Raw genomic sequence first — 13806 nt, 5'->3', positions numbered from 1 at the left:
ACAACTCCCGCGACATATCCGGCTGATCTCGTTCGGCCGGCTCATCGCTCGGCCGAGCCTCGGTCCTGGCCGTCCGGTGCTCGCAAGGTCGGGCCCTCCTCGACACACCGCTCCTCAGAAGTCGTCGTTGATGTAGGGGGCCAGCGGGACGGCCAAGGAGGCGGCCAGGCGAGCGGCGGCGCCCGGGGTGTGTTCGGTCACCGCGCCGATGCGTGTCAGCGCGACCGGGCTGCCGCCGCCGAGATAGATGGCGGCCAGGTCGGCTGCGGTCATGGCCAGATCGGGAGAATCGGTCGTCGGAACGCATGCCGGGGTGGTGCCCGTGGTGAGGCGCCAGCGGCCTGAGTTGGCGGGGATGCGGGCGTCCTCGATGTCCAGGACGAAGGTGTCCTCGGTGGCCCCGGAGCGGGCGCGGAGGGCGGCCGGGACGTTGATCAGGCGGAGCCAGAGGGCGCCGTAGTTCTCCCTGATCGTGACCTGGTCGGGGTCGGTGACCATGTGCGGGAGCAGGTCGTCCACGGGACGGCTGGGGGCGTGGACGCGGGACGTCAGGTCGATCGACGCCAGGAAACGCCACAGGGCGGCTTCGGCCTGGGGAGTTTCGGCCACGAGGTCGACGACCCTGATGGTCTTGCTCTCGCTCGCGCGGTAGACGGCGTAACCGGCGGGGTGGACGACCACGCGCGGCGCGGTGTAGCCGGTGGCCTCCTCGTCGACCGAGCGGAGGATGGCGCGCGTCCACCATTCGGGATCGCGGACCAGGCCGCCCGGGCGGGCGGCGAGGCCGCGCTTGTGGATGGGGTCGAGTATTTCGGGGGCGGAGGCGGTGTCGACCAGGCGGAGGGGCCTGTCGTCCGGTGTGGTGCGGAGGTCCAGCGGGCGGGACGTGTCGACCTCCACGCCCATCGCGCGGGTCGCCAGGCCGAAGCCGTAGCGGCCGTAGATGGCCCCCTGGGACGCCCACAGCGCGGCGATCGGGCGGTCGGCGGCGATGGCGTCGGCGTGCATGCGGTCGATCAGGGACGTGAGGACGCCCCGGCGCCGGTGGGTCGGCAGCACGCCGGCCAGGGTGACCGCCGAGCAGTCGAGGAACGCGCCGGGGACGGCGAAGCGCATCGGGAGGACGGCGAGCTGGCCCACCAGGTCGTCGCCGTCGTAGGCGCCGCGGCGCTCGGCGCGGCGCGGTACCCAGGAGTGCCGTTCGCGGTCGTCGATGCGGGCGTGGAACACCATGCCGGCGAAGTCGACCATGCGGTCGGCGTCGGACTCCGGCACGTCCCTGATCTCGATCATGAGATCTACGGTATGCCGGGACCGCAACCGGTTTTCAACCGCGGACCAGGGTCGCCAGGCACTCCACGTGCTGCGTCATCGGGAAGGCGTCGAAGGCGCGGAGGGTCTCCAGGGTCCAGCCCCGCTCGCTGAAGTAGGAGAGGTCGCGGGCCAGGGTCGCCGGGTCGCAGGACACGTAGGCGATCTTGCGGCCGGCGAGCCGGGTGATGTGCTCGACGACGTCGCGGCCCGCGCCGGTGCGGGGCGGGTCGAGGACGACCAGGTCGGCGCGGCGGACGCGCTCGCCCCGGTGGTGGCCGCCGCCGCGCTTGTTCTGCGTGCGGGAGCCGCCGGACGCGCGGCCGAACTCCAGGTCGGCGATGACCGTCTCGACGGGGCCGCGCTCGATCGACACGTTCGGCAGGCCGCGCAGGTTGTGCCGGGCGTCGCGGACGGCCTGCCCGTCCGACTCGATGCCGACGACGAGGCCGTCCGGGCCGATGCGGTCGGCGAGGACGCCCGCGAACAGGCCGACGCCGCAGTACAGGTCGACGGCGATGTCGCCGGGCTTCGGTTCGAGGGCGTCCACGACGGCGTCGGCGAGGAGCTGCGCGGCGCCCGGGTGGACCTGCCAGAAGCCGCTGCCGCTCACCTGGTACAGCCGCCCGGAGACCTCCTCGCGGACGTACGGGAGGGAGGCGCCGGGTTCGGGCTTGCCCCGGACGAGGCGGACCGGGACGTCCAGCCGCGGCACCCGGATCTTGCGCCGGTCGCGGCCGCGCAGCACGACGAGGCGGTCGCCGGTGGTGGCCGAGACGATGCCCTCGACACCGGTCGCGCCCGGCCAGCGCTTGCGCTCGATGCCCATCAGCTCGACGCCCGGATGGGCGATCAGGCATTCGTCGATGGGCTCGACGTCGTGCGAGCGGTGCCTGCGCAGCCCGACGGCGCCGGACGCCACGGAGAACTGCACGCGGGTGCGCCAGCCGAGGCCGGGCGGCGGCGCCACCTCCGAGTCGACCGGGTACGGGACCTCCTCGACCGTGACCGAGCGGGTGATGCCGGCGAGGCGCTGGAGCTGCTCCTCCACCACGGCCGCCTTGAGGGCCCGCTGGGCGGGCAGGGAGGCGTGCTGCCAGTCGCAGCCGCCGCAGCGGCCGGGCCCGGCGAACGGGCAGGGCGGCTCCACGCGGTCCGGGGACGCCTCGATGATCTCGACGGCGTCGGCGCGCAGGAAGCTCTTGGTCCGGTCGGTGACGCGGGCTCTCACCCGTTCGCCGGGCAGGGCGTGGCGGACGAAGACCACGCGGCCCTCGTGCCGGGCGACGCAGAAACCGCCGTTGGCGACGTTGCCGACCTCCAGTTCGAGGACGTCGGGTTCGAGTTCAGTCACGATCCGAAACATTACCGGCACCGGGGCGTGCCCCGGGCCGCGGCGGGCGCCGCGACGCGCCGGGGCCGGGCGGCTCGACCCGTCCCTTCAGCCGGTCCGACGACTGGAGCTGCCACGCGACGCTCGTCACCATGACGCCCGGCTGGAACAGCAGCCGGCCCTTCAGCCGCAGCGCGCTCTGGTTGTGCAGCAGCTGCTCCCACCAGTGGCCGACGACGTACTCGGGGATGAACACGGTGACCACGTCGCGGGGGCTGCGGCGGCGGACGCTCTTGACGTAGGCGAGGACGGGCCGGGTGATCTCCCGGTACGGCGAGTCGAGGATCTTCAGCGGGACGGGGATGTCCAGGGCGTCCCACTCCTCCTGGAGCCGCCGCGACTCCTCGGCGTCCACCGCGACGGTCACCGCCTCCAGCGTGGACGGACGGGTGGCGCGGGCGTAGGCGAGCGCCCGCAGCGTCGGCTTGTGGATCTTGGAGACGAGCACGATGCCGTGGTTGCGGGCGGGCAGGGCCACGTCCTCGCCGGACGGCACCAGCTCCGCGGCGACCCGGTCGTAGTGCTTGCGGATGGCCTTCATCAGCAGGAACAGCAGCGGCATCGCGATGCACACGATGTAGGCGCCGAGCGCGAACTTCGTGATCAGCACGACGACGAGGACGATGCCGGTGAGGGTGGCGCCGAACGCGTTGATGCCGCGGGACGACTTCATCCGGCGGCGCTGCGCCGCGTCCTCCTCGGTGGCGAGCAGCCGGTTCCAGTGCCGGACCATGCCGACCTGGCTGACGGTGAACGACACGAACACGCCGACGGTGTAGAGCGGGATCAGCCGGCTGACGGACGCGTCGTAGGCGTAGATCAGCAGCCCGGCCATGGTGGCGAGGATGATGATGCCGTTGCTGTAGGCGAGCCGGTCGCCGCGGGTGTGCAGCTGGCGCGGCAGGTAGCGGTTCTGCGCGAGCACCGAGCCGAGCACCGGGAACCCGTTGAACGCGGTGTTCGCGGCGAGGAACAGGATCAGCGCGGTCATCGCGGTGACGAGCGCGAAACCGGGGGTGAAGTTGCTGAACACGGTGTGCGCGACCTGCGCGATCACCGGGTCGGCGTCGGTGACGGCCTTGCCGGTGGCGGGGTCGACGAGGTGGCTGCCCTGGTCGGGTTCGGCGAACTTGGCGTCGGTGATGTGGGCGAACGCCGTCACGCCCCCGAACATGGTCATCGCGACGAGCCCGAGCGCCAGCAGTGTCTTGGCGGCGTTCTCGCCCTTGGGCTTGCGGAACGCGGGCACGCCGTTGCTGATCGCCTCGACCCCGGTCAGCGCGGCGCAGCCGGACGAGAACGCCCGCAGCAGCAGGAAGACGAGCGCGAACCCGGCGACGCCCATCTCGTCGCCGCGGACCTCGTAGTTTGCGGTCTCGGCCTCCAGGTCGGTGCCGGAGACCAGCCGGATCAGGCCCCACGCCAGCATGCTGAGGACCGCGAACATGAACAGGTAGGTGGGGATCGCGAAGGCGACTCCGGCCTCCTTGAGGCCGCGCAGGTTGCCGAGGGTGAGCAGCACGACGATGCAGATCGCCACGGCGACCTCGTGCGGCTGCATGAACTTCAGCAGCGCGCCGAGGTTCTCCACGCCGGACGACACCGACACCGCGACGGTGAGCACGTAGTCGACGAGCAGCGCGCTCGCGACGACGACGCCCCAGTTGTCGCCGAGGTTGGTGGTGGCGACCTCGAAGTCGCCGCCGCCGCTCTGGTAGGCCCGGACGTTCTGCCGGTAGGAGGCGACCACGGTGAGCAGGATCACCACCACGGCGGCCGCCACCCAGGGGGTGTAGTTGTACATGACGAGGCCGCCCGCGCCGAGCGCGAGCAGGATCTCCTGTGGCGCGTACGCCACCGAGGACAGCGCGTCGCTGGCGAAGACCGGCAGCGCGATCCGTTTCTTCAGCAGCTGCTCGTGCTGCTGGGAGCTGCTCAGCGCACGGCCGAGGAGGAGCCTCTTCGTGAGGTCCGGAACCTTTGACACGGATAGAGAGCCTAACCGTCGGCGGGGACGGTGTTTCCGGGCCCCGCCGTCCGGCCGGGTAGTACTCGCCTGGGGGGATGTGTAGGTTTGCAGCCCGGCAGGATCATTGACGGAGAACGGGCCTCGGGTGCGGCACGGCGTCGGCGGCGCAGCGACGGATGCCGTGCACCGGCGCGGGGGTACAGGGGGAGCGTCCCCTGACGGAAGAGGGAACGGCCGTGCATATCGTGATCATGGGATGCGGGCGGGTCGGCTCGACGCTCGCCCACATCCTGGAGGACAAGGGCCATTCGGTGGCCATCATCGACCAGAGCCCGGAGGCGTTCCGCCGGCTGCGCAGCGGGTTCCGGGGCCGCCGCATCACCGGGTTCGGGTTCGACCGCGAGGTGATCGCCGAGGCGGGCATCGAGCGCGCGTCGGCGTTCGTGGCGGTCAGCAGCGGCGACAACTCCAACATCATCTCCGCCCGGGTGGCGCGCGAGACGTTCGGCGTCGACAACGTTGTCGCCCGGATCTACGACCCGCGCCGCGCGGAGGTCTACCAGCGGCTCGGCATCCCCACGGTCGCGACCGTCCGGTGGACGGCCGACCAGATCCTGCGCCGGCTGCTGCCGGAGGGCGCGGAGCCGCTGTGGCGCGACCCGACCGGCGCGGTCGTCCTCGCCGAACTGGACGCCGGGCACCTGTGGGTCGGCGAGAAGGTCGGCGCGCTGGAGGAGCACGCGAGCACCCGCGTCGCGTTCCTGTCGCGGATGGGCGAGGCCCTCGTCCCCGAGCGGGACTCGGTGATCCAGGACGGCGACATCGTGCACGTCATGGCGAGCGCCGACGACCTGGAGCGCGTCAACGCCGCCGTCGCGGCACGGAACGGGGAGGACGCCTGATGCGGGTCGCGATCGCGGGGGCCGGCGCGGTGGGCCGCTCCATCGCCCAGGAGCTGCTGGAGAACGGGCACGAGGTGCTCCTGATCGACAAGAGCCCGAAGGCCATCAAGGTCGAGATGGTGCCGCGCGCCGAATGGCTGCTCGCGGACGCGTGCGAGATCTCCGCGCTGGACGACGCGGCGCTGGAGCGCTGCCAGGTCGTGGTCGCCTCGTCCGGTGACGACAAGGTCAACCTGGTGGTGTCGCTGCTGGCCAAGACCGAGTACGGGGTGCCGCGCGTCGTGGCGCGGATCAACCACCCGAACAACGAGTGGCTGTTCAACGAGTCGTGGGGCGTGGACGTGGCCGTGTCCACGCCGCGGCTGCTGTCCGCGCTGGTGGAGGAGGCGGTCAGCGTCGGCGACCTCGTCCGGCTGATGACGTTCCGGCAGGGCGAGGCGAACCTGGTGGAGCTGACGCTGCCCGAGGACGCGCCGCTCGGCGGGCAGCGGGTCGGGTCGGTGGACTGGCCGCGCGACACCGCCCTCGTGGCGATCCTGCGGGAGGGGCGGGTGCTGGTGCCCTCGTCCGACGACACCCTCGAACCGGGCGACGAGTTGATGTTCGTGGCCAGCCAGGACGTGGAGGACGAGCTCGCCGCGCTGCTCGGCGGGCGATGAGCTGACGGCGGGCGATGAGCTGACGGCGGGCGGCGAGCCGGGGGGACCCGCCGGTCAGGCGGGTTCCTCGCGCTGGATGGGGGTGCGGCCGCGGGCGAGCAGCCACACCATCGCGGCCAGCGCGGCGACCTGCAGCGGCCAGCCCATCACGATCTTGGCGGTGCCGAGCAGGCCGCTCTGGTCGCCGTCCGCGAGGTAGATCGGGTACTGCACGGCGACGCGCACCACGCAGGGCAGCACCAGCAGCCAGGTGAGCCGTGAGCACAGCTTCACGATGCCGCGGTCGGCGCGCCACGCGGTCGGGTCGCCGGTGACCGAGCCGATGATGAAGCCGACGACCGGCCAGCGCACCACGATCGAGAAGATCATCGCGGCGCCGTAGCCGGCGTTGAGCATGATGCCGGGCAGGAAGGCGTTCTCGGCCTTGCCGGAGCGCAGCGCGAAGAACGCGGCGATCGCGATGCCGACGAGGCTGTTCAGCACGAACTGCGGGTTGGAGCGGTGCACGATCCGGACGGCCAGCAGCACCACCGCCGCGCCGATCCCGGCCGCGACGGCGAGCTTGACGTCGTCGATCGCGACGTAGGTACCGGTGAAGGCGATCGTGGGGACGGCGGCCTCCAGCATGCCGCGGACGCCGCCGAGCGCCTTGGTGAGCTGGGCGCGGACGGCCGCCTCGACGGTGTCGTGCGCGGCGGTCTCCCGCCCGGTACCCGCTGTCGTCTCGCTCACGCCGCCATCCCGCTCGCCGTCGTCTCGTTCACGCCGCCACCACGCTTCACGAGCCGCCGCGCAGCTCGTATCGGGGATTGAACATGACCTTTCGCCCGTCCTGCACGCTGACCAGCCCCTCGGCGCGCAGCCGGCGCCCGGGGTCGATGCCGGCGATCTTCCGGCGGCCGAGCCAGACCAGGCTGACCACGTCGGTGCCGTCGTAGAGCTCGGCCTCCAGCGCGGGCGCGCCGCCCCGCGGCCGCAGGGTCACGGTACGTAGCGTACCCGCCACGCAGTGGCGCTCGCGCGCGGTGCAGTCGCAGATCGGCGTCGCACCCTCGTCACCGGTGGTCTTCTGCAGTTCCTCGGCCTCGAGCTCGGCGTTGCCGGCCGTCATGCGCCGCAGGAAGCGCCGCAGGCCGCGCCTGCCGTGCTCGCGGGCCTCCGATCCCGTCCGGGGCGACGTGCGGGCCGAAACCTCGTCCATACCTCGAAGCGTATGACATCCCCACCCGAATCGACCCCCTCGGCCGGTCAGGAACGGCGGAGGCGCGCCCTCGCCATCGCGGTGAAGTAGCCGATCTCCGGGACGCCCATCCGGCCGGCCGCGACGAGGTAGAGGGCGCCGCCGCCGAGGCCGCCGACGGCGACGGCGAGCAGCGCCGGGAGGCGGTCGCCGGGCAGGCGGCCGGACGCCCAGACGGCCGCCGCCGCGAACGCCAGCGCGGGCAGGGCGGCCAGGTGCAGGCGGACGAGGGCGCGCAGGATGCGGCGCCCGTCCAGGCCGCCGAGCCGCCTGCGCAGGACGAGCCCGGCTCCGGCGGCGCCCACGAGGTAGAACAGCCCGTACGCGGCGGGCAGGCCGATCACGACCTGCCGCGCCGGGACGAACGCGAGCAGCGCGAACGCCGCCCCCGCCTGCGCGATCCCGGCGGGCACCGCGATCAGGCCGGGCGTGCGGGTGTCGCCGAGCGCGTAGAAGACGCGCATCAGCAGCTGGTGGAGGGTGAACGGCAGCACCAGCACGGCGAAGACCATGAGGACCACGCCGATGCGGCGCGCCCCGTCCGGGGTGAGGCTGCCGTAGGCGAAGAACGTGACCGAGCCGGGGATCGCGAACACCAGCATGCCGAGCCACAGCGGGACGAGGAGCGCGGCGGCGAGGCGCAGGCCCCGCGAGAAGTCGTCCCGGACGAGGTCGCGCCGCCCGTCCGCGACGTGCGCGCTCATCCGGGGCAGCAGCGCCGTGATGACCGAGACCGCGATGATCGCGTACGGGAGCTGGAACACGACGAGGGCGAACTTGTAGACGGCGAGGCCGCTGCCGGGCACCGGGCGGCCCGCCGCGGCGGCGGCCCGGTCGCCGGCGCGCGTCGCCACGTTCGCGGTGACGAGGACGCCGATCTGCGCGACGACGATGTAGAGCAGCATCCACGTCGCGGTGCGGGCGGCTTCGCGGAGGCCGGACCCGCGCAGGTCGAGGCGCGGCCGCCAGCGGAACCCGGCGGAGCGGAGCATCCACGCGAGGACGGCGCTCTGCGCGACCGTCCCGAGTGCCGACCCCACGCCGAGGATGGTGAGCTGCCCGTCGGTGACGGTCTCGGTGGTCTGCCCGCGCCCCGCGATCCACAGGAACAGCAGCCCGGCGCCCATCGTGATGAGGTTGTTCACGACCGGCGCCCACATCGGCGCGCCGAACCGCTGCCGGACGTTCAGCAGCGTGCTCGCGAGGCCGCTGACGCCGATGAAGAAGATCTGGGCCAGCAGCAGCCGGGTGAGCAGTACCGCGACCTCGCGCTGCCGCCCGGAGTAGCCGCCCGCGTAAAGGGAGATCAGCTGGTCGGCGGCCAGCACCGCGAGCACGGTCAGCACGGCGAGGGCGAGCAGGACGACGCTGAGCAGCCGCTGCTCGGTCGCCGCTCCCCCGTCGGCGTCCCGCATCCGGCGTTTCACCAGGAACGGGACGAAGACACTGGCGAGCAGCCCGCCGAGCAGCAGCTCGTACACGGTGTAGGGGATCATCTCGGCGGCCTGGTAGGCGTCGCCGAGCAGCGCGGTGCCGAGCGCGGCGCCGATGACGACGGTGCGCAGGAAGCCGGTCAGCCGGGCGAAGACCGTCCCGATCGCCATGACGGCGCTGGAGTGCGCGACGCCCGGCGGGGCGGCCTGGGCGGCGCCGCCGATCTCGTCGCCCTCCGGGCCCTGCCGGTCGGCGGTGCCGGGATCGCCGACGTCGCCGGGGTCGCGGACGGGGACGAGGCCGGTCTCCGGCTCGCCGGGCGGCTCCGCGCGCTCCGCCTCGTCGATGACCCCCGGCATGAGGATCCGCCGCTTGCCGGGCTCGTCCATCGGCACCACCCCCGGAGGCGCCAGTATGCCCGCAGGCGCGGGTCCCCGTCCTCAGCCGGACGGCCGGTTCCGGGGACGCGCGCGAGCGGCCGCCGTCAGCGGAGGGCGGCCTCCACGGCCGGGACGCGGATCGTGCGGCGGGCCGCCCCGTAGGCCGTCGCGCCGGTCAGCACGGCGGCGAGGGCGGCGACCGCGAGGTAGATCCGGACGTCGCCGCCCGGGACGGCGGACCCGCGCCGGGCGAGGCCGAACGGGACGATCGTGTTGACCAGCATGATCGCGGTGAACAGGACCACCATGCCGATGACCACGAAGTTGAGCGTCTCGATGCTCTTCTGCTCGGCGGTCTTGGCGAGGCCGGCCGCGTCCATCGCCGCGTTCTCGGTGGCCTGCAGGAACAGCGTGCCGACAGCCGTCCCGACGAACAGGATCACCGGCGTGACCGCGGACGCCAGCGCACCCGTCCGGCGGCGAGGGCCGTCACCCGCCGCATGATCGCCGGTGCCAGCAGCGCCAGCCCGATCGCGGCGAAGATGTCGGCCTGCCCGGACGTCGCCATCGCGTCGCTGCCCTTGCCGTCCATCGCCGTGATCGTGAGGACCGCCTCGCTCACGGCGAGCAGGAGGAACAGGACCGCGAACACGATCCGCTTCCCGCCGAGCCCCGTGTCGTCGGTGGCGGCGGCCGTCATCGATTCCGCTGGCCGCCGGACAGCTCCGCCGGCAGGTGGTCGAGCCGGTCGCCGAGGCCCACCCGCTCCAGGACGGCCCGTGCCCGCGCCTTGTCGACCTTGCGTCCCGCGAGCTTCAGCGGCAGCACCGTGTTCTGCATGACGTCCAGCGTGGGGAGCAGATTGAACTGCTGGAAGATGAAACCGATCCGCTGCCTGCGGAACCTGGTCAGCGCGGCCTCGCCGCCGTCCGTCAGTTCGGCGCCGTCCACGAAGACCCGGCCCCCGGTCGGACGGTCCAGGCCCGCCGCGCACTGCAGCAGCGTGCTCTTGCCCGACCCGGACGGGCCCATCACCGCCGTGAACGACCCGGCCGGCAGCGACAGCGACACCCCGTCGAGGGCCGCCACCCGGTTCCCTTCGGCGCCGTAGACCTTGCGCACGCCCTCAAGCCGGAGCGCCTCACCGGGCGCCTGGGCCGCCGGAGCGGTCCGCTCTCGTCCGAACATCGTCCTCACCTCCGCCCGGCGCCCCCTCGCGGGGCGCCTCGGGAACGAAATTACGGACGGCGGACGCGGCCGAGGATGGGTCCAGCACGCCGGTCGGGGTAGGCAAAACCCCACCATCGCCGGGGGCCGCGCTTCGCCAGGACCCTGGAGCGGACTAGAGTCGCCCCCGGTGCGCCGGGAAGTCTGGTCGGCAGGTCCCGTCATCCGCATGCCGACCAGGAGGTTCCGTGCAGGCCACCGTCGCGATCGTCATCTTCGTCATCGCGTACGTGATGATCGCGTCGGAGAAGGTGCACCGGACGGCGGTGGCGCTCGGCGGCGCCGGCCTGATGCTGCTGCTGCACATCACCGACTCCGAGGGCGCCTTCTTCTCCGCCGACTCCGGCATCGACTGGAACGTCATCTTCCTGCTGCTCGGGATGATGGTCATCGTCTCGGTGCTGCGCCGTACCGGCGTGTTCGAGTACGTGGCGATCTGGGCCGCCAAGCGCGCGCGGGGACGTCCCTACCGCCTCATGGTGATGCTGATCGTGCTGACGGCGGTGGCGTCCGCACTGCTGGACAACGTCACCACCGTCCTGCTGATCGTGCCCGTCACGTTCCTCGTCTGCGAGCGGCTCGCGCTGGCGCCCGAGCCGTACCTGATCGCCGAGGTGATGGCGTCCAACATCGGCGGAACCGCGACCCTCGTCGGCGACCCGCCCAACATCATCATCGCCAGCCGGGGCGGGCTGTCGTTCAACGACTTCCTCGTCAACCTGGCCCCGCTGATCGTGGTGCTGATCGTCGTGTTCTGCCTGCTCTGCCGCTGGCTGTTCCGCTCGGCGTTCCGCTACGACCCCGACCTCGCCGCCGAGGTCATGGAGCTGGAGGAACGGGAGGCCATCACCGACCGGCGGCTGCTCGCGCAGGGCCTCGGCGTCCTCGCCGTCGTCATCGCGGCGTTCGTGCTGCACCCCGTCCTGCACTACGAGCCGTCCGTGGTCGCGCTGCTCGGCGCCGGGCTGCTGGTCGCCGCGACCAAGGTGACCACCGAGGAGGCGCTCAGCGAGGTCGAATGGCCCACGCTGGTGTTCTTCGCCGGCCTGTTCGTGATGGTCGGCGGGCTCGTCGAGACCGGCGTCATCGGCGACATCTCCAAGGCCGCCGCCGACGCCACCGAGGGCCGCCTCGGCGGCGCCACGATGCTGCTGCTGTGGGCGTCCGCCGTGCTGTCGGCGATCGTGGACAACATCCCCTATGTCGCGACGATGAGCCCGATCGTCGCCGACCTCGTCCAGCAGCACCCGGGCGGCCAGGGGCACGTCCTGTGGTGGGCGCTCGCCCTCGGCGCCGACCTCGGCGGCAACGCCACCGCCATCGGCGCCAGCGCCAACGTCGTCGTGCTCGGCATCGCCGCCCGCAACGGCACCCCCATCAGCTTCTGGCGCTTCACCCGCTACGGCCTGGTCGTCACCCTGGTCACGGTCGCACTCTCCACGCCGTACCTCTGGTTCCGCTACCTGTAGCCCTACCTGGGCATGTCACGCCGCCGCAGCGCCGCGTGCATGCCGTTGCGCCCGATACGGCCGTGGCGGTGAGCCTCCGTACCGGCCGGCCATCGGCCAGGATGAAGACATGGAAGCGGTACCGGAGAACTGGGAGCGGGCCCTGGCGATCGTGGCGCACCCGGACGACCTGGAATACGGGTGCTCGACGGCGATCGCCAAGTGGACCGCGCAGGGCAAGGCGGTGACGGAGGTGCTCGCCACCCGCGGCGAGGCCGGGATCGACGCGATGGACCCCGACGACGTCCGCCGGATCCGCAGCGCAGAGCAGGTGGAGGCGGCACGGCTCGTCGGCGTCGACACCGTCGAGTTCCTGGACATGCCCGACGGGATGCTGGAGTACGGGCTGCCGCTGCGGCGCGCGCTCGCGGGCGCGATCCGGTGGCACCGCCCCGAGGTGGTGCTGTCGGTCAACTTCCGGGAGACCTTCCCCGGCGGCGGGTTCAACATGGCCGACCACCGGGTGCTCGGGCTGGCCGTCGCGGACGCGATCAGGGACGCCGCCAACCGGTGGGTGTTCCGCGACCTCGACCTCGAACCGTGGCAAGGCGTCCGGTTCGCGCTGTTCGGCGGATCACCGCAGGCCGCGCACTACGTGGACGTCACCGGCCACCTGCAGGCCGGGATCGCCTCCCTGCGCGCCCACCGCGCCTACTTCACGAACCTCGGGGCGGACTTCGACGCGGCGGAGTTCCTCACCGGCATGGCGGAGCCGGCCGGGCAGGCCGTCGGCGTCCGGCACGCGATGACGTTCGAGATGATCGACAGCTAGCGGCGGGCGTTGGGGCGCTTGCCCTTGTTGTGCTTGCTGCGCTTCCGGGCACGGCGTTTGCGCGTCTTCTTCGACATGTCCCGATTGACCACCCGCAGGGCGGTCAAGGCAAGGGGCCGGGCGGGGCGCCGGAAGACGAAACCCGCCCGGCCGCACGTCCGAAAAGGCGTGCGGCACGGGCGGGCCGGGCGGTCCGCTAGCGGACCTCGGTGATCTCGGGACCGCGCTCGAACGGGTCGAAGGTCTCCTCGGCCCCCTCCTCGTCGTCCTGCCCGGCCTCGCTGAACTCCTTGGGGATCTGCAGCTCCAGCAGGTCGCGCGGCGGCATCGGGGCGTCGCCGCGCACCACGACCACGCCGCGCAGCACGTCCTCCAGGACCTGCCACTGCTCCTCGTCCTCGATCGCGGCGCCCTGCACCACGGCCTGGAGGAACCAGCGGGGGCCGTCCACGCCGAGGAAGCGGATGATCTGCGGCGCCCAGCCCTGCTCGACGAACTCGGCCGGGATCTGCTCGCGGACCTCCTGCGGCATCTCCGCGAGGACCTCCTCGGTCAGCGCCGCCGGGACCATCGCCAGCAGTTCGGGACCGAACGGGCCCTCGCCCTCCTGGGTCTGGCCCTGCGCCTCCTCCGTGATGTCCTTGGCGGTCTCACGGCGCACGTCGTCCCAGATGCCGCTGCGCTTCGGCGCGGCGAACACCTGGAGCTGCATGGCGCTCTCCTCGTACTGCACCAGCACGGCGACGGGCCGCCCGTCGAGCGGGTTGCCCTCCTCGTCCACCTGGGTGGCCTCGAAGTTCACCTGGAAACCCAGCCCCGGGGCGACGGGCACCTGCAGGGACCCGAAGTCGAGCCGCTGCATCTCGGGGAAGGAGTCCTCGGAGTCCCACGGGCCGCCTTCGGCCGACTCCGCCTTGGCGGGAGCCTCCTCGGCGTTCTCCGCCGGCTCCTCGGTGACCTCGGCGCCCTTCTCGGGCTCCTCGGCCTGCCGGCGACGTCCAAAAGCCACGA

14 protein-coding genes are annotated in these 13806 nt (G+C 72.5%); 4 read left to right on the top strand and 10 right to left on the bottom strand.

Annotated elements, in window-relative coordinates:
• Nucleotides 1-114: 114 nt before the first annotated feature.
• Genes AL2_RS22165 through AL2_RS22155 form a run of 3 tightly spaced genes read right to left on the bottom strand, consistent with a single transcriptional unit; the run spans nt 115 to nt 4691 of the window.
• Complete coding sequence (locus tag AL2_RS22165; protein ID WP_067636451.1) at nt 115-1293, bottom strand: GNAT family N-acetyltransferase; 1179 nt, start codon at nt 1291-1293, stop codon at nt 115-117.
• A 34-nt stretch (nt 1294-1327) separates the two neighbouring features.
• Entirely contained in the window at nt 1328-2665 is a 1338-nt protein-coding gene (locus AL2_RS22160; RefSeq protein ID WP_376741311.1) for a class I SAM-dependent RNA methyltransferase, read from the bottom strand.
• Nucleotides 2658-4691: an APC family permease gene (locus AL2_RS22155; RefSeq protein ID WP_067636447.1), complete on the bottom strand. Its 2034-nt coding sequence runs from the start codon at nt 4689-4691 to the stop codon at nt 2658-2660. Before AL2_RS22155 ends, AL2_RS22160 begins: the two co-directional genes overlap by 8 nt.
• A 218-nt stretch (nt 4692-4909) precedes the next feature.
• On the opposite strand from AL2_RS22155, the gene AL2_RS22150 reads away from it, so the two are divergent.
• Nucleotides 4910-5575: a potassium channel family protein gene (locus AL2_RS22150; protein ID WP_067636445.1), complete on the top strand. Its 666-nt coding sequence runs from the start codon at nt 4910-4912 to the stop codon at nt 5573-5575.
• The gene (locus AL2_RS22145; protein WP_067636443.1) at nt 5575-6234 is read left to right on the top strand and encodes a potassium channel family protein; all 660 of its coding nucleotides are present in this window, start codon (nt 5575-5577) and stop codon (nt 6232-6234) included. The genes AL2_RS22150 and AL2_RS22145 overlap by 1 nt, the downstream gene beginning before the upstream one ends.
• A 54-nt stretch (nt 6235-6288) precedes the next feature.
• Here AL2_RS22145 and AL2_RS22140 read toward each other — a convergent pair whose 3' ends face one another.
• The 6 genes from AL2_RS22140 to AL2_RS22115 form a co-directional block, all read right to left on the bottom strand.
• Complete coding sequence (locus AL2_RS22140) at nt 6289-6966, bottom strand: DUF3159 domain-containing protein (protein ID WP_067636441.1); 678 nt, start codon at nt 6964-6966, stop codon at nt 6289-6291.
• 46 nt (nt 6967-7012) lie between these two features.
• Nucleotides 7013-7435, bottom strand: a complete 423-nt coding sequence (locus AL2_RS22135) for an OB-fold nucleic acid binding domain-containing protein (RefSeq protein ID WP_067636440.1) — start codon at nt 7433-7435, stop codon at nt 7013-7015.
• Nucleotides 7436-7482: 47 nt separating this feature from the next.
• Nucleotides 7483-9297 (bottom strand): murein biosynthesis integral membrane protein MurJ, encoded by a 1815-nt coding sequence (gene murJ / locus AL2_RS22130; RefSeq protein WP_245666825.1) that lies wholly within the window; start codon nt 9295-9297, stop codon nt 7483-7485.
• 95 nt (nt 9298-9392) lie between these two features.
• Entirely contained in the window at nt 9393-9731 is a 339-nt protein-coding gene (locus AL2_RS22125; protein WP_067636437.1) for a hypothetical protein, read from the bottom strand.
• Nucleotides 9728-9988 carry a hypothetical protein gene (locus AL2_RS22120; protein ID WP_067636435.1) on the bottom strand — a complete coding sequence of 87 codons (261 nt, stop codon included), beginning with the start codon at nt 9986-9988 and terminating at the stop codon, nt 9728-9730. Before AL2_RS22120 ends, AL2_RS22125 begins: the two co-directional genes overlap by 4 nt.
• The gene (locus tag AL2_RS22115) at nt 9985-10476 is read right to left on the bottom strand and encodes an ABC transporter ATP-binding protein (RefSeq protein WP_083946772.1); all 492 of its coding nucleotides are present in this window, start codon (nt 10474-10476) and stop codon (nt 9985-9987) included. The genes AL2_RS22120 and AL2_RS22115 overlap by 4 nt, the downstream gene beginning before the upstream one ends.
• A 227-nt stretch (nt 10477-10703) precedes the next feature.
• Here AL2_RS22115 and AL2_RS22110 point away from each other — a divergent pair, with 227 nt between their 5' ends.
• Together AL2_RS22110 and AL2_RS22105 are read left to right on the top strand one after the other, a co-directional pair.
• Nucleotides 10704-11984: an ArsB/NhaD family transporter gene (locus tag AL2_RS22110; protein ID WP_218003689.1), complete on the top strand. Its 1281-nt coding sequence runs from the start codon at nt 10704-10706 to the stop codon at nt 11982-11984.
• Nucleotides 11985-12093: 109 nt separating this feature from the next.
• The gene (locus AL2_RS22105; protein ID WP_067636433.1) at nt 12094-12795 is read left to right on the top strand and encodes a PIG-L deacetylase family protein; all 702 of its coding nucleotides are present in this window, start codon (nt 12094-12096) and stop codon (nt 12793-12795) included.
• Between the two features lie 196 nt (nt 12796-12991).
• On the opposite strand, the gene AL2_RS22100 is transcribed toward AL2_RS22105, so the two are convergent.
• Nucleotides 12992-13804, bottom strand: a complete 813-nt coding sequence (locus AL2_RS22100; RefSeq protein WP_067636431.1) for a DUF3710 domain-containing protein — start codon at nt 13802-13804, stop codon at nt 12992-12994.
• Between the last annotated feature and the right edge of the window lie 2 nt (nt 13805-13806).

Source organism: Actinomadura latina NBRC 106108, assembly GCF_001552195.1.
GTDB lineage: Bacteria > Actinomycetota > Actinomycetes > Streptosporangiales > Streptosporangiaceae > Spirillospora > Spirillospora latina.
The sequence above is the reverse complement of the archived record's forward strand: the minus strand, read 5'-3'. Positions and strand labels throughout refer to the sequence as shown.

Excerpts from the sequence above, each read along its gene's own strand:
- AL2_RS22165 (WP_067636451.1), bottom strand. The coding sequence starts at position 1,293 with ATGATCGAGATCAGGGACGTGCCGGAGTCCGACGCCGACCGCATGGTC.
- AL2_RS22145 (WP_067636443.1), top strand. The coding sequence starts at position 5,575 with ATGCGGGTCGCGATCGCGGGGGCCGGCGCGGTGGGCCGCTCCATCGCC.
- AL2_RS22135 (WP_067636440.1), bottom strand. The coding sequence starts at position 7,435 with ATGGACGAGGTTTCGGCCCGCACGTCGCCCCGGACGGGATCGGAGGCC.
- murJ (WP_245666825.1), bottom strand. The coding sequence starts at position 9,297 with ATGGACGAGCCCGGCAAGCGGCGGATCCTCATGCCGGGGGTCATCGAC.
- AL2_RS22120 (WP_067636435.1), bottom strand. The coding sequence starts at position 9,988 with ATGACGGCCGCCGCCACCGACGACACGGGGCTCGGCGGGAAGCGGATC.
- AL2_RS22115 (WP_083946772.1), bottom strand. The coding sequence starts at position 10,476 with ATGTTCGGACGAGAGCGGACCGCTCCGGCGGCCCAGGCGCCCGGTGAG.
- AL2_RS22105 (WP_067636433.1), top strand. The coding sequence starts at position 12,094 with ATGGAAGCGGTACCGGAGAACTGGGAGCGGGCCCTGGCGATCGTGGCG.